The sequence below is a fragment of the uncultured Ruegeria sp. genome, assembly GCF_947500045.1.
GTDB lineage: Bacteria > Pseudomonadota > Alphaproteobacteria > Rhodobacterales > Rhodobacteraceae > Ruegeria.
The window spans coordinates 73,139-87,050 of record NZ_CANMQQ010000015.1; the positions used below are offsets into that span (position 1 = coordinate 73,139).

Annotated in this window: 16 protein-coding genes; 10 read left to right on the forward strand and 6 right to left on the reverse strand. The window is 54.8% G+C overall.

What is annotated here, in order from left to right; genetic code table 11:
- Window positions 1-49 precede the first annotated feature (49 nt).
- The 5 genes from Q1B46_RS19780 to Q1B46_RS19800 form a co-directional block, all read right to left on the reverse strand.
- Window positions 50-904, reverse strand: coding sequence for an ABC transporter permease subunit (locus tag Q1B46_RS19780; protein WP_299669581.1), 855 nt, complete (start codon window positions 902-904; stop codon window positions 50-52).
- Window position 905: 1 nt separating this feature from the next.
- Window positions 906-1,769 carry an ABC transporter permease gene (locus Q1B46_RS19785; RefSeq protein WP_299951052.1) on the reverse strand — a complete coding sequence of 288 codons (864 nt, stop codon included), beginning with the start codon at window positions 1,767-1,769 and terminating at the stop codon, window positions 906-908.
- A gap of 2 nt (window positions 1,770-1,771) precedes the next feature.
- Window positions 1,772-2,878, reverse strand: a complete 1,107-nt coding sequence (locus Q1B46_RS19790) for an ABC transporter ATP-binding protein (protein ID WP_299951055.1) — start codon at window positions 2,876-2,878, stop codon at window positions 1,772-1,774.
- A gap of 72 nt (window positions 2,879-2,950) precedes the next feature.
- Window positions 2,951-4,012, reverse strand: coding sequence for an extracellular solute-binding protein (locus Q1B46_RS19795; protein ID WP_299951058.1), 1,062 nt, complete (start codon window positions 4,010-4,012; stop codon window positions 2,951-2,953).
- A 179-nt stretch (window positions 4,013-4,191) separates the two neighbouring features.
- Window positions 4,192-4,419 carry a hypothetical protein gene (locus Q1B46_RS19800; RefSeq protein WP_299951061.1) on the reverse strand — a complete coding sequence of 76 codons (228 nt, stop codon included), beginning with the start codon at window positions 4,417-4,419 and terminating at the stop codon, window positions 4,192-4,194.
- A gap of 282 nt (window positions 4,420-4,701) precedes the next feature.
- Between Q1B46_RS19800 and phnC the strand changes: the two genes are divergently transcribed.
- The 5 genes from phnC (at window position 4,702) to Q1B46_RS19825 (ending at window position 9,391) form a co-directional block, all read left to right on the forward strand.
- Window positions 4,702-5,517, forward strand: a complete 816-nt coding sequence (gene phnC / locus Q1B46_RS19805) for a phosphonate ABC transporter ATP-binding protein (protein WP_299951066.1) — start codon at window positions 4,702-4,704, stop codon at window positions 5,515-5,517.
- A 93-nt stretch (window positions 5,518-5,610) separates the two neighbouring features.
- Window positions 5,611-6,522, forward strand: a complete 912-nt coding sequence (gene phnD, locus Q1B46_RS19810; RefSeq protein WP_299951069.1) for a phosphonate ABC transporter substrate-binding protein — start codon at window positions 5,611-5,613, stop codon at window positions 6,520-6,522.
- A 63-nt stretch (window positions 6,523-6,585) separates the two neighbouring features.
- Complete coding sequence (phnE, locus tag Q1B46_RS19815; protein ID WP_299951072.1) at window positions 6,586-7,461, forward strand: phosphonate ABC transporter, permease protein PhnE; 876 nt, start codon at window positions 6,586-6,588, stop codon at window positions 7,459-7,461.
- The gene (gene phnE, locus Q1B46_RS19820; protein WP_299951075.1) at window positions 7,458-8,771 is read left to right on the forward strand and encodes a phosphonate ABC transporter, permease protein PhnE; all 1,314 of its coding nucleotides are present in this window, start codon (window positions 7,458-7,460) and stop codon (window positions 8,769-8,771) included. Before phnE (Q1B46_RS19815) ends, phnE (Q1B46_RS19820) begins: the two co-directional genes overlap by 4 nt.
- Before the next feature lie 2 nt (window positions 8,772-8,773).
- On the forward strand, window positions 8,774-9,391 hold the full coding sequence (locus Q1B46_RS19825) for a DapH/DapD/GlmU-related protein (RefSeq protein ID WP_299951078.1): 618 nt from the start codon (window positions 8,774-8,776) through the stop codon (window positions 9,389-9,391).
- On the opposite strand, the gene phnF is transcribed toward Q1B46_RS19825, so the two are convergent.
- On the reverse strand, window positions 9,388-10,107 hold the full coding sequence (gene phnF, locus Q1B46_RS19830; RefSeq protein ID WP_299951080.1) for a phosphonate metabolism transcriptional regulator PhnF: 720 nt from the start codon (window positions 10,105-10,107) through the stop codon (window positions 9,388-9,390). The two genes, Q1B46_RS19825 and phnF, sit on opposite strands and share 4 nt — an antisense overlap.
- Before the next feature lie 81 nt (window positions 10,108-10,188).
- Between phnF and phnG the strand changes: the two genes are divergently transcribed.
- The 5 genes from phnG to phnK are packed head-to-tail and all read left to right on the forward strand — an operon-like array spanning window position 10,189 to window position 13,910.
- Window positions 10,189-10,644 (forward strand): phosphonate C-P lyase system protein PhnG, encoded by a 456-nt coding sequence (gene phnG / locus Q1B46_RS19835; RefSeq protein ID WP_299951084.1) that lies wholly within the window; start codon window positions 10,189-10,191, stop codon window positions 10,642-10,644.
- On the forward strand, window positions 10,644-11,207 hold the full coding sequence (gene phnH / locus Q1B46_RS19840) for a phosphonate C-P lyase system protein PhnH (RefSeq protein ID WP_299951087.1): 564 nt from the start codon (window positions 10,644-10,646) through the stop codon (window positions 11,205-11,207). Before phnG ends, phnH begins: the two co-directional genes overlap by 1 nt.
- Complete coding sequence (locus Q1B46_RS19845) at window positions 11,207-12,295, forward strand: carbon-phosphorus lyase complex subunit PhnI (RefSeq protein ID WP_299951090.1); 1,089 nt, start codon at window positions 11,207-11,209, stop codon at window positions 12,293-12,295. The genes phnH and Q1B46_RS19845 overlap by 1 nt, the downstream gene beginning before the upstream one ends.
- Window positions 12,292-13,143, forward strand: a complete 852-nt coding sequence (locus Q1B46_RS19850; RefSeq protein ID WP_299951093.1) for an alpha-D-ribose 1-methylphosphonate 5-phosphate C-P-lyase PhnJ — start codon at window positions 12,292-12,294, stop codon at window positions 13,141-13,143. The genes Q1B46_RS19845 and Q1B46_RS19850 overlap by 4 nt, the downstream gene beginning before the upstream one ends.
- Window positions 13,140-13,910 carry a phosphonate C-P lyase system protein PhnK gene (gene phnK, locus Q1B46_RS19855; protein WP_299951096.1) on the forward strand — a complete coding sequence of 257 codons (771 nt, stop codon included), beginning with the start codon at window positions 13,140-13,142 and terminating at the stop codon, window positions 13,908-13,910. The genes Q1B46_RS19850 and phnK overlap by 4 nt, the downstream gene beginning before the upstream one ends.
- The last annotated feature ends 2 nt before the right edge of the window (window positions 13,911-13,912 follow it).

Sequence of the window (13,912 nt, forward strand, 5' to 3'; positions counted from 1 at the left end):
AAATTCAGCTCAAGGCGTAATCACTTCGCATTGAAGTGGATTTCACCCTTTAGCGTTTGGAATTCTGAAAGAGCAACGACATCAAACCAATCGCAGCCGATACGATGATCAATAACAGGGAAACCGCATTCAGAACCGGAGTTGACCCCTGTTTTAGCTTGTCGAACATGGTGATGGTAAGCGGTGATTCCGACCCCACAAGCATCAAAGTGGTGTTGAAATTCTCAAAACTCATAAGCACCGAGACGATAGCCGAAGCGACGATCGCAGGAAGCAAAAATGGCAACGTGATCTGCCGGACAGCACCGAACTTACTTGCCCCAAGATTCAGGGCTGCTTCTTCAAGGCTAGGATCAAACTTTTGCAAACGTGCGGAAATCACTAACGTGGCGAATGTTGCGACAAAAGAAAATTGACCCAGAATGACAAGGGGCAACCCAGGTCGCAAACCGTCAAACCACATCCCGGTCGCATCCTCCAGCGTGTTTGCCACCGCGCTGGAAAACACAAGGATCGAAATACCCAATATCACCCCGGGTATGATCAACGGCAGAAGCATCAGCATATATAACAGTGCTTTGCCGCGAAACTCATGGCGTACAAAAAGAAACGCATTGCACGTGCCCACCACAACGGCCAGACCAGCCACCCAAACTGCTACAAAGGCTGAGGTTCCGATTGCCCGCAAAATCGAACGCTCATTGAACACGCCGATGTATGGTGCATCAGAGCCAAAAAACCACGCAAGCGTGAACCCTTCCCAGGGCAATGATGGAAAGACCGAATTATTGAAGGCAAAAAGGCATACCACCGAGAGCGGCAGCGCGAGATAGACGAAAAACAAAATGACATAGGCACGGTAACACCATGTCATCACGGCAGGCTGTGGTACGGTTGGTATCATCTTAGCGCCCCATCGTACCGGACAGCGATTGCCGCGAAAGTTTCAGCCCGACAAAAACCAATACCGAGGACAGCGCCAGAAGAAGGAAGCCAAAGGCCGAGCCTAGCTCCCAGTTAAATCGGGTAATAAACTGCGTATAAATCATGCCAGTGAACCACAGGCTGTCCTTACCGCCCAACAGGATAGGTGTAAGGTAGTTGCCAAGCGACAGCATGAACACAACAATACACCCTGACACGATCCCAGGCATTGCATGTGGAATCACGATTTCCCGGAGAATAGAAAAGCTGCTACCACCAAGGTCATAGCCCGCCTCGATCAGGCTGTCGTCCAGGCTATCAAGCGTCGTGACCAAAGGCACGACCATGAACAGGATCGAGGTATAGACTAGACCAACCATTATGGCGGCGTCGTTGTACAGCATCTCAACTGGACCGGAAGCGAGCCCGACATATTGCAGAAAACTTGAAAACACACCGGATTCTCGCAGCAGGATCATCCAACCGTAAGTGCGGACCAACTCGGACACCCAGAACGGGATCATGCACATCAGAAATAGCGTGGTTTTCGTCCGCCCTTTGGTAAGCTTCGCGATATAATATGCGATGGGGAAACCAAGGATCAGTGTTAGCCCTGTCGCCAAGATCGACATGATCGCCGTGCGCGCAAAAGTCCTCCAATAAAGTGGTTCGGTGAAAAATGCCGCGTAGTTGCCCAACCCGATCTCATATTCGCGCACACCTACCTTTTCCGACACCGAAACAACAAAAAGCCCGATATGTGGGAGGATAATTAACAACACCAGCCACAGAAGAAGCGGTGCCAACAATAGATAGAACCCGAGTTTGGATGCATCGCGTGACATAATCAGGCCCCATCACCCGGATAGCAGCGGGCCTTTGTTGGGTGCCAGCTTGCAAAAATCTCATCACCTTCGCTGAGGTCCGAAAAAGCGCCGGTTTGCGGCAGGGCGACATTCAGCGTTGCACCCGACCCGGTTTCGCGTAAGGCGACCATACTGTTTGCCCCGTTGAACAACACCGACGTCACCGTTCCCGACGTGACATTGGAATTGCCCGTGATTTGTTCTTTGGATTTGGCAAGCTCAATTGCCTCGGGTCGCAGAAAGACCTGTGCGTGTTGACCCACATTGAGGTCAGCCATTTTTGCCTCGACCTCCATCGTCGATCCCGCTTCGGTTTCCAAAATCAGCGATTCTTCCGAGCTACCTTTCACCCTTGCACTAAATCGATTGGCGTCCCCAACGAATCCTGCAACAAATGCTGTCGCCGGTTTGTAATAAATGTCGTGCGGGCTTCCGATCTGTTCAAACCGGCCATGGTTCATGACCGCCACATTGTCGCTCATCACCAAAGCCTCGGATTGGTCATGTGTGATGTAGACGAATGTAGTCCCAAATTCGTGCTGAAGTGCTTTGAGTTCAAGCTTCATATGTTCACGCAGTTTAAGGTCGAGCGCACCCAGCGGCTCGTCCAACAACAGCAGATCCGGCTCAAGAATCATGCACCGCGCAATGGCGACGCGTTGCCTCTGCCCCCCTGAGAGTTGATCAACACGGCGGCCAGATGTGCCAGGCAGGCCAACGCGCGCAAGCACTTCTTCCACCCGTTTCTTGATGTCGGTCCGGTTAACACCGCGTTGACGCAGGCCAAACCCGACATTATCGCCAATATTCATCGTCGGAAACAACGCCAGATGTTGAAACACCATCGATACAGGGCGCTTGTTCGGCGGCACCCCGATCATGGATTTACCTTTGATCAAAAGCTCACCATCCGATGGGGCCTGGAACCCGGCGATCATTCGCAGCAACGTGGTCTTGCCACATCCTGACGGACCCAAAATGGAAAAGAATGAACCCTGCGGCACTTCGAAACTGACATGGTCCACTGCGCGAAACTGATCAAATTCCTTGACCAGATCACGGCAGACGAGATCGGGGGCGTCTGTCATTTTGTATTCACTTCAGTTGATAAAAAAGGGCGCCGCGAGGCGCCCCTCCTCGATTGAATCTTTAATAGACGCTTAATTCGCCGCGTTCACACGATCAAGTGTGGCACCTTCCAGCGTCTCCAGCCCAGCAGGCACTGGTGGGTACCATTTGATGTTATCAATCGCCTGTTGGTCAAAGCTTCCTTGATAACGTGCTTTGAGATCTGCGTTTACACCTGCATCCCCATCGACAGCAGCGGTAAAGTTGCCAGCTGTGTTGGTAATCATTGCAGCGACCTCTGGGCGCATTACGAAGTTGATCCAGTCATAGGCCGCATCATCTGCCCGACCGCGGGCCGGAAGAACAAAGGTGTCAATCCAACCCAGTGCACCGGCTTCGGGCGCAACAAACGTGATGTCGGGATTATCGGCGTTCAGTTGCCATCCACCTGTATCCCACGCCATCGAGGCCACAACCTCGCCCGAGCGTAGCAGGTTCTTGATCTCATCGCCGCCTTCCCAATAGGTTTTCACATTGGGTTTGCACTCGGTCAGCTTGGCCTCAACCTGATCCAGAATGCCTTGGTAAGCATCGGTATCGCCATAGGCTGCGAAGGGATCAAGCCCCATGGAATAAGCAAACCCGATCAGGGTCGGACGTTTCAGCCGGTAAGATACCTTGCCCGAAACGGATGCATCACAAAGATCTGCATAATCCTTAATATCACCCGCTTCTGCGGTGTTCACGACAAGCCCACTGGTTCCCCATACATGCGGCAGACCATAGACCTCTCCGTCAAATGTACTGTTGGCTGCGGTTGCGCTCAACATTGAAGGAATGAACAGATCGGCCTGCACCTTCGACATGTCGATAGGCTTGTAGATACCGAACTCTTCTTGTGCGCTGGCAATCCGGTCCTGACTTGGCTGAGCCAAATCAAAGCCGCCGCCATTCGTTGCGCGAAGCTTGGCAATCATCTCTTCATTGTTAGAAGTGGTCACTTCTACGGTGTGGCCAGTTTCTTCTTCGAATTTGGCAATCACTTCATCCGGAGCATATCCACCCCAGGTCAATAGCCTAAGCGTCTCGGAATGTGCGCTTTGTGCGACAAACGCAGTCGCGATGATAACTGATGATATTGCGGTCTTCTTCATGACCCTGTCCACCTTCTATTATTGTAACTGAATGCATTAAGACCAGCTACGTTCCATATGTCCAATACTGATATTGGGTATGTGTAACAACAAGACGAACTTTCGGCTGAGTACCGCGAGTTGGCAAGACCTGAATCAACACACACCTGGTTCGGGGCAAACCCAGCGCCAAAGGTCAATTATGCAGGGTCCGGCAAGTGGCTTTGCCAATGCTCACCCATAGCAACGATGCAAGAGGTTCCATTTGCGTAATTCTGCACGATCACCCAGTCACGGCTTTTTCGCGTGACCCAAACCTCCAGCACTGTTTCCGGGTCACGCAGGCCAGTCCCTTGTCGTTCTGCATTCAGAATATTTGTCAGCCTGTTCGCCATCCGGTCGCTGTCATCACAGCTTACCTCAGCCATCCGTGCGTTGGCGTGCCCTGCGAGAAATAAACAAGTGCCAATAATACTTCCCAATCGAAACATCATATACAAAGTATAGACGTTTTCCCGGCTGAAAGTAACAGCTTTACGGCGGCTGGTGGACCATCCCAATTTTTTTTTGGAAGCACACCTTGCGACATGCCTGTTCTGCCAAGCGACGGCTGTTACAAATCCTTCGCGTACAAGTCAAAAATCTGAAGCATGTTCGTCATGAAGTTGTAGCCTTGCCCCTCTATCCGCCTCTCAAACACTGGGGGCGACATGCTGACTATCAAGGCGCTGACAAAACGGTTCGGAGACAACACGGCAGTGGATGCCGCAACTATCGCTGTCGACAAACCAACAATGATTGGGGTCATTGGCTGCTCGGGCGCGGGTAAATCGACGCTTTTGCGTATGATCAACCGCCTGAGTGACGCAAGCGACGGCACGATCACATTCGAAGACGAAGAAATCACAGCGCTGAAAGGGGCAGCAAAGCGACACTGGCAATCCCGGTGCGCGATGATCTTCCAGCAATTCAATCTGGTTCCACGCATGGATGTGGTATCCAACGTGTTGCACGGCACATTGAACAAGCGCTCGACCTTAGCGACGATGTTCAATCTATATCCGCAATCAGACATTTATCAGGCGATCGAGATTCTGGATCGTCTGGGTATTGCTGAACAGGCCTCTAAACGTGCCGAAGCACTTTCAGGCGGTCAGCAGCAACGTGTGGCCATCGCCCGCGCACTGATGCAGGACCCCAAGATCATTCTTGCGGATGAGCCAATCGCCAGCCTGGACCCGATGAACGCGCAGGTGGTGATGCAGTCTCTGCGTGCGATCCACGAGGAAGACGGGCGCATGGTGATCGCCAATCTGCACACACTGGATACAGCGCGTCGCTATTGTGATCGCGTCATAGGGATGCGCGACGGTCGGATCGTCTTTGACGGTACGCCCGCGCAACTGACCACCGGCGTGGCGCGCGACATCTATGGTGCCGGGTCAGATTTTTCCGAAGCGGCCACTTCAACCGAAATCGAAACACTGGACAGACCGGAAGTCCGCGAAGCGGAAGCCTACGTCTGACTCAGTTGACTTCCCTGCAGCGTTGCAGGGTCAACCACCGACCTGCCCTGAAATAACCGAACATCGATAGGGCAAACAAACCTGGAGAGACCTATGAAACAGACCCTAGCACTGGCGTTGGTTGCCAGCACTGCCCTGAGTACCGGCGCATTTGCCCAAGAAATCACAGAATTCCGCATCGGTATCCTTGGCGGTGAAAACGCTCAGGACCGCATGAACTCTTATCAGTGCCTGGCGGACTATACTTCGGAAGCGCTCGGCGTCGAAACCAAGCTGTTTGCACCCGCAGATTACAATGGCGTGATCCAAGGCCTGCTGGGTGGCACAATCGACATGGCATGGCTTGGCGCATCCTCATACGCAGCCACCTATCTGCAAGATCCTGACGCAGTCGAACCGGTGCTGATTAAAGTGAATGTAGACGGTTCCATCGGCTATCACTCCATCGGTTTTGCACACAAAGATAGCGGCGTGGCTTCACTGGATGACATGCAGGGTAAGGTCTTTGGTTTTGGCGATCCAAATTCGACCTCAGGCTACCTGATCCCCTCGATCGAGATTCCCCAGTACAAAGATGGCATCACAATGGAATCCGGTGAGTATTTTGGAGAGGTCAAATTTACTGGCGGGCATGAGCAGACCATCGTCGCCGTCAGCAATGGCGACATCGATGGCGGTGTGACTTGGGCGGATGCTCAGGGTAACTGGGAAGATGGCTACAACTCGGGTGCGTTGCGAAAAGCTGTGGACGCAGGTCTGGTCGATATGAACGACCTCGTACAAATCTGGAAATCCAATGTAATCCCGGAAGGCCCGGTGGTTCTGCGAAAAGCCCTCCCCGCTGAAGTGCGCGCCACGATGACCGAACTGGTCGACGGGCTGCATGAGAAGGATCCGGAATGCGCCTATGGTGTCGCGGCCGGTGAAACGCTTGGTTTCCAACCTGTCACGCATGACACCTACATCTCAATCGTCGAAGCGCGCAAAGCCAAGATCGGCGGCTGAACAACATCATACTGGACCGGCGGCCCATACGCGGCTGCCGGTTTTCATGTTCGGGGGTCGAGGATGACGAACACAACTATGGGAATGACGTTGAGCGGCGTCAACGCCATTCAATCCAGCTATTTGGCTCAGGTTCAGCGTCGCAGACTTTACGGTGGTTTGGCTCTGTTGATTTTCGTCGTGTTGATGGTGTCTGGATTCAACATCGCGGATGACAGAAATGCAGGCGGTTTCTGGGAAGGCCTGCACCAAATTGGCGACTATCCGGCGGATGTGCTTTCAGAAGCGTGGGAAAAGCGCGCCGACATGCCGGCCCTTATCCTCAGATATTTCCCCGCGCTTGTTGAAACGATCAATATCGCCGCCGTCTCAACCCTGATCGGGGCGATCGGTGGGCTTTTTCTATCATTGCTCGGAACGCGTGGACTGGCCAAATGGCCCCGACTGATCCCAGTGTTTCGCCGTATCTCGGACATCATGCGCGCGGTACCGGAGATTGTGATTGCCCTGGTTCTGATTTTTGTTCTGGGCGGCGGACCCGTTCCTGCAATGATCGCGATCGCCATTCACACCGCAGGTGCCCTTGGCAAGATGTTTTCGGAAGTGGCGGAGAATACCGACCTGAAACCTGTCGAGGGTCTGGCGTCGACAGGCGCAACATGGTTGCAGCGCATGCTTCTTGGCGTATTGCCTCAAGTCGCCCCAAATTACATCAGCTATGCCCTACTTCGTTTCGAAATCAATATTCGAGCGTCGGCCATTCTTGGCTTCGTTGGTGCCGGTGGTCTGGGCTATGAGCTGCGCAACGCCATGGCCTGGGGGCCCGGTCGCTTTGATGAGGCTGGCGCGATCTTCATCCTGCTTTTTGGGACGATTGTCTTTTTTGACCAACTCTCAAGCCGTTACCGCAATCGCCTGATCGAAGGGCAAAATCAATGACTGCCGCAGACCTTTCCTTTATCAAACACGAGGCCGACAACCTCTTTCGGCGCAAACGCTTGGCGGGGTTCGGACTTCCAGCCGTGCTTCTGCTGTATCTGGCCTATGTATTTGTTGCTTTCGACCTTCAAAGCCTCGCCCAACGCGCCAATCTGGACAATGCGGTCACGCTTGTCTCGGACAGCTGGTCACACAAGGTTCACGTCACACGCGACAATAGAACGGGTCAAATCGATTACTCCGTCGAAGGAGAGCGCAAGGGTCGTTATACTGAAGGCCAGCGCCCCGACTGGGTGACCGGAGATGAAATCACCACAATCGATCTGGGTGATGGATATGTCGTGCGTTACTTGCCAGAGAACTCGACCGAGATTGAAATCCCCGGTTTTCAACTGATTCAGGTTCAGGCTGAGGGCCGCAAGCTCACAAGCAACCTACCGGAGACGCTCCCCAATTGGATCTCGGCGTCGGACCGTCGTATCGGGATTACAACACCTGAAGGTCGCATTACGCTAACGGGTGCCCGCACCGAAGTGTTTAACTACTTCCCCGGATGGGAACTGTTCTGGTTCACTCTCGACAGCCCGTATTATGGACAGAGCCTTGGCACAATCCTGTTCGGCGAGCGGCTGGATCCTGCGCGCTCGAACATAGTGGGCGCTTTTTCGGACTGGTGGAACAATGCCATGTGGCGCCACAAGGATGTGGCATGGGCGATTGGCGAGACGATCCTGATGGCATTTCTCGGCACCATGGGTGCTGCGATCGTGGCACTGCCGCTTTCCTTTCTGGCGGCAAAACGGTTTTCCCCGATCATGCTTCTGCGCGCGTCCACCCGCAGGCTGTTTGATTTTGTGCGAGGTGTCGATGCCTTGATCTGGACGGTGGTTCTGGCCCGTGCATTTGGTCCCGGGCCCCTAACCGGTGCGCTGGCGATCCTGATTACCGACACTGGAACATTCGGCAAGATTTTCTCGGAAGCGTTAGAAAATGTTGATCAAAAGCAGATCGACGGCGTCGCATCTACCGGAGCCAAACCGCTGCAACGCTATCGTTTCGGAGTGATCCCGCAGGTCGTGCCGGTACTTCTGGCGCAAATCCTCTATTTTCTCGAATCCAACACACGGTCTGCAACAATCATTGGTACAATAACAGGAGGTGGTATTGGCCTAATGCTGACACAGGCCATTCAAACCCAGAAGGATTGGGAAGAAGTCGCCTATTACATTGTTCTGATTATCTGCATGGTGATGTTTATGGATTGGTTGTCGGGCAAGTTGCGTACGAAGTTGATTGGACGCAAGGAATAATCATGGCACGACTTGCGGCTGATCAGCCTTGCATTCATCCGGACTGCACAATCACGGAAAGCGACTTTGGAGCCTATGTTGAAATCGGACATGGCAGCCGAGTCGCTCATTCAATTCTAGGCGACTACAGCTACTGTGACCGATATGCAGACATCGCTAACGCCCGGATTGGCAAATTCGCAAATATCGCTTCCTTTTCGCGGATAGGTGCCACCGATCATCCGCTACACACCGCGGCCTGCCATCATTTTTTTTACCGTTCAGACGACTATTGGGGCGATGCTGACCGGGATGAGGAATTCTTTGCCCACCGCAAGTCTCGCATCATCGAGATCGGTCACGACACATGGATCGGTGCAAGTGCAATGATAAAGCCCGAGGTCTCTCTGGGCCATGGTGCTGTTGTAGCAGCAGGAGCGGTTGTGACCAAAGATGTTGCCCCTTACACCATCGTCGCCGGAGCCCCGGCGACGCCTTTGCGCCCGCGCCAACCAATAGATATCGCCAATCGCCTTATCGCCCTTGCCTGGTGGGATTGGCCCCATGACGCACTGCGCAATGCGCTGATTGATTTCCGCAGGCTTTCAGCCGCGGCATTTCTGGAAAAATATGAACCCTAGCTTTCAAGCGTCAATGTCACGCGGTCACCCGCAAACCAGGTGCGACCGTACTCAACCGGCTGATCCCCCTCATCCACGTTGACACCTGATGAGCGTAGCAGTGGGTCCCCTTCGGAGAGTTGCAGATGCAAGGCATGCGTGGCGTTAGCACGGACAGCCGTTAGCCGCGTCGTCGCACGGGTGTAGTCCGCGATGCCGACCGATCTCAATGCCTCGGTCACGCTGCTTGTTTCATTCAACGCGGCTATCAGGCCAGAAAGGCGTTCAAGCGGGAACAGGCTTTCGAATATTGCAATCGGCTGCCCGTCAGCCAGAGACAAACCATGATAGGCGCAGACCGCACCTCCGACCTCGATATCCAAAGCACTGGCTTCGCCTTGCGTCGCTGAGCGCGTTTCCACCTGCAACACGCGCTTTTCGGGCTGACGGCCCGCCGCGATCAGGTTCTCGTGAAAGCGGACCCGCTTTCCGATTGGATAATCCGTAGGCGTCGACGCCACAAAAGCCCCGGCTCCACGGCGCGTTCGGACAAGGCCCTCATCCACCAGCGCTGAGATGCCGTGACGCACCGTATGACGGTTCACCCCGAAGCGCTCGGCCAGCGCAGCCTCAGTCGGCAGTTTATCCCCGGGCACGTACCGCCCTTCTGCCAGATCTGCGCGCAAAGTGTCTGCAATGGCTTTCCAGATCGGAGTCGTACCAGTCGTGTTACGCAAAATTCACAAATCTCCTCTGTCCATAGAGCCCGGATGTGTTAATATATGTATAGTTGTATAGTAAATGGAAAAGTTGTCGAGATGAAAGACACTTTTGACGAGAATAATCCCCGAAAGGCTTGGATGGGCCTTCTGGCAAAGGCCCCCGACGGGCGGGTTGCCAAGCTGCTGGACGCCGCAATTCAACGGCCCGCGTTTACCTGGCTTCGCGCGCCTGAGGTTGGCAGCACCATGGTTCGCGCGCGAATGGGCGGCACCGGCGCGCCGTTTAACCTGGGGGAAATAACCGTGACCCGCTGTGCGCTGATGCTGGAGGCGGGCGAGATCGGGCACGCCTATATTCAGGGACGACGCAAGGCAGACGCCGAGGCGGCAGCTCTTGTTGATGCGCTGATGCAGACACAAGCGGCGAAGTTGTTGCGTGCCTCTGTACTGGAGCCTCTAGAAGCTGAAATGACCGCTGCCAAAGCTGTGCGGGCGTCCAAAGCTGCGGCCACCAAGGTCGACTTTTTCACCATGGTTCGGGGAGAAGACTGATGCAGACGCAAACTCTGTCTGGTGGGTTCGAAGATCCGGCCATTCAATCGGCGCATGCGTTCCGGGGCATCATGGAAGCCATGGCTCGGCCCGGTACACTGCAGACGATTTCAGGTGCCACACCCCCTGCCCCACTGTCCCCCGCCGCTGGTTGTGTGTTGTTGGCCCTCTGCGACACGGATACGCCGGTCCATCTCGCCGGCGAGACAGATTGCGAGGCGGTCCGCGCATGGCTTGCCTTTCACACAGGCGCACCAACCACCGGCTCGACACATTGCATGTTTGCTGTCGGCACATGGGATACGCTCGCGCCACTATCAGCCTATCAGATTGGCACTTCGGAATATCCTGACCGTTCAGCCACACTGATCGTAGAGTGCCCCGCGCTTGAAACGTCCGGGGCAACTCTGACTGGCCCAGGTATCAAGGATCACGCCTCGTTGTCTGTACCTGATGTTCAGGCTCTCCAGTCCAACCGGGCATTATTTCCTCTGGGTCTCGATTTCATCCTGACCTGCGAAAACCAGTTGGCTGCTTTGCCCAGAACGACGGAGGTTTCGTAATGTATGTGGCTGTCAAAGGAGGCGAGCGCGCGATTGAAAACGCGCATGCGTGGCTGGCAGAGGAGCGCCGAGGTGATACCGATGTTGCTGAACTGAGCATCGTACAGATCCGAGAACAACTGAGCCTTGCGGTCAACCGCGTCATGGCCGAGGGGTCACTTTATGATCCCGACCTCGCCGCACTGGCGATCAAACAGGCGCGCGGCGACCTGATCGAAGCAATCTTCCTAATTCGCGCGTATCGCACGACGTTGCCTCGCTTTGGCACGTCAAAACCCGTTGAAACAGGCACTATGGCCTGTGACCGAAGGATTTCCGCCACCTTCAAAGACCTGCCCGGCGGACAGGTTCTGGGACCAACCTTCGACTACACACACCGCTTGCTGGATTTCAAACTGGCCGCCGAAGGCGATCTCCCAGAGGCCCCTATGCGAGAAGCACAGGTCGGAGAAGTTCCACATGTGACCGAATTCTTGAATCGCGAAGGCCTTATCGAAGAGGCTTTGCACGATGATGCGCCCCCTCCCGATCTGACACGGGAACCACTGGAAATGCCCGCTGAACGCGCCTTGCGCCTGCAGGCGCTCACCCGAGCCGACGAAGGATTTACGCTCGGCCTCGCCTACTCCACCCAGCGTGGGTATGCCCGCAACCACGCATTTGTTGGTGAACTGCGGATCGGGTCAGTGCCAGTTGAAATGCACATCCCGGAACTAGGCTTTGCCATAGATATCGGCGAAGTGACACTGACCGAATGCGAGACTGTCAACCAGTTCAAGGGGTCCAAAACCGAGCCTCCGCAATTCACGCGCGGTTATGGTCTGGTGTTTGGTCTGAACGAACGCAAAGCGATTTCGATGGCTTTGGTCGACCGTGCTTTGCGATGGGAAGAACTGGGCGAAGACAACGAAGGCGCCCCGGCACAGGATGCAGAATTTGTTCTGTATCATGCAGACAATATTCAGGCGACCGGGTTTCTCGAACATATCAAGCTGCCGCATTATGTCGACTTTCAGTCCGAACTGGAACTGGTGCGCAAATTGCGCCGCGAGGCGGGCGCATCTGATGTGCAGGAGGCCGCAGAATGAACGCGTATAATTTCGCCTATCTCGATGAACAGACAAAACGGATGATACGCCGCGCCATCCTCAAAGGGCTGGCAATTCCCGGATATCAGGTGCCCTTCGCATCGCGCGAAATGCCTATGCCCTACGGATGGGGTACGGGCGGCGTGCAGGTGTCTGCCGCAATCCTGACGCCCGAAGACAGCTTTAAGGTGATCGATCAGGGCGCGGATGACACGACCAACGCCGTCTCGATCCGAACCTTCTTTGAACGCACCGCCGGGGTTGAAACAACAACCAAAACCTCTGAGGCTTCGGTGATCCAGACCCGCCACCGGATACCCGAAGACCCATTGATCGAGGGGCAGATCCTTGTCTATCAGGTTCCAATCCCCGAGCCGTTGCGCTTTCTTGAACCCCGCGAAAGCGAAACCCGAAAGATGCACAGCCTTGAGGAATATGGGCTGATGCATGTGAAGCTTTACGAAGACATCAGCCGCCATGGGCATATTGCGACCGCTTACGCCTATCCTGTGAAAGTCGAGGGGCAGTATGTGATGGACCCATCACCAATCCCGAAGTTCGACAATCCCAAACTCGGCGATATGGCCGCGATCCAGCTTTTTGGCGCGGGCCGCGAACAACGGATCTACGCCTTGCCGCCGTATACAAATGTTGTGAGCCTTGATTTCGAAGATCACCCTTTTGAAGCGTCAAAGGCAGACCACCCTTGCGGGCTGTGTGGTGCGATCGACAGCTATCTTGATGAGGTCATCATCGATGACGCTGGAGGGCGGATGTTCGTCTGTTCGGACACAGACTATTGCGAAAACCGTCAGGCGGCGGGCCACAAGGGAAAGGACGCAGCATGACACCCCTTTTGTCGGTTCAAAGCATCACCAAACGCTACGGTCCGCATGTTGGCTGCGCTGATGTCACATTCGATCTCTTCCCTGGTGAAGTCATCGGGATCGTCGGCGAAAGCGGATCGGGTAAGTCCACTCTGTTGAACTGCATGGCGGGTCATCTGGTCCCCGACACAGGCAAGGTCGTGTTCGATACACGCACAGATGGGCCGCGCGATACGATTGCCATGTCTGAGCCGGAACGACGGATGTTGTCGCGCACCGATTGGGCCTTTGTCCATCAGCACGCCCGCGATGGGCTGCGCATGGGGGTCAGCGCAGGCGGCAATGTAGGCGAACGGCTTATGGCTGTGGGTGAACGCCACTATGGCGACATTCGCAACAAGGCCACCGATTGGCTGGCGCGTGTCGAGATTGACGAAACCCGCATCGACGACCGGCCCACAACCTTCTCAGGTGGGATGCAGCAACGGCTGCAGATCGCACGCAATTTGGTTACCGGGCCTCGTCTGGTGTTCATGGATGAGCCAACGGGTGGACTGGACGTTTCGGTTCAGGCCCGTCTTCTGGATCTGCTGCGCGGATTGGTGCGTGACATGGGGCTGTCTGCAATTATCGTGACGCACGACCTTGCGGTTGTCCGCCTGTTGGCGGACCGGCTGATGGTCATGAAATCTGGTCGCGTGGTCGAAGCTGGACTAACCGATCAGGTGCTCGACGATCCCCAGCACGCCTATAGCCAACTTCTTGTCAGCTCTGTTTTACAGGTGTGAGC

Bases quoted from the DNA above. Each gene is read 5' to 3' on its own strand.
- Q1B46_RS19780 (WP_299669581.1), bottom strand. From the start codon at position 904: ATGATACCAACCGTACCACAGCCTGCCGTGATGACATGGTGTTACCGT.
- Q1B46_RS19785 (WP_299951052.1), bottom strand. From the start codon at position 1,769: ATGTCACGCGATGCATCCAAACTCGGGTTCTATCTATTGTTGGCACCG.
- Q1B46_RS19790 (WP_299951055.1), bottom strand. From the start codon at position 2,878: ATGACAGACGCCCCCGATCTCGTCTGCCGTGATCTGGTCAAGGAATTT.
- Q1B46_RS19795 (WP_299951058.1), bottom strand. From the start codon at position 4,012: ATGAAGAAGACCGCAATATCATCAGTTATCATCGCGACTGCGTTTGTC.
- Q1B46_RS19800 (WP_299951061.1), bottom strand. From the start codon at position 4,419: ATGGCTGAGGTAAGCTGTGATGACAGCGACCGGATGGCGAACAGGCTG.
- phnC (WP_299951066.1), top strand. From the start codon at position 4,702: ATGCTGACTATCAAGGCGCTGACAAAACGGTTCGGAGACAACACGGCA.
- phnD (WP_299951069.1), top strand. From the start codon at position 5,611: ATGAAACAGACCCTAGCACTGGCGTTGGTTGCCAGCACTGCCCTGAGT.
- phnE (WP_299951072.1), top strand. From the start codon at position 6,586: ATGACGAACACAACTATGGGAATGACGTTGAGCGGCGTCAACGCCATT.
- phnE (WP_299951075.1), top strand. From the start codon at position 7,458: ATGACTGCCGCAGACCTTTCCTTTATCAAACACGAGGCCGACAACCTC.
- Q1B46_RS19825 (WP_299951078.1), top strand. From the start codon at position 8,774: ATGGCACGACTTGCGGCTGATCAGCCTTGCATTCATCCGGACTGCACA.
- phnG (WP_299951084.1), top strand. From the start codon at position 10,189: ATGAAAGACACTTTTGACGAGAATAATCCCCGAAAGGCTTGGATGGGC.
- phnH (WP_299951087.1), top strand. From the start codon at position 10,644: ATGCAGACGCAAACTCTGTCTGGTGGGTTCGAAGATCCGGCCATTCAA.
- Q1B46_RS19845 (WP_299951090.1), top strand. From the start codon at position 11,207: ATGTATGTGGCTGTCAAAGGAGGCGAGCGCGCGATTGAAAACGCGCAT.
- Q1B46_RS19850 (WP_299951093.1), top strand. From the start codon at position 12,292: ATGAACGCGTATAATTTCGCCTATCTCGATGAACAGACAAAACGGATG.
- phnK (WP_299951096.1), top strand. From the start codon at position 13,140: ATGACACCCCTTTTGTCGGTTCAAAGCATCACCAAACGCTACGGTCCG.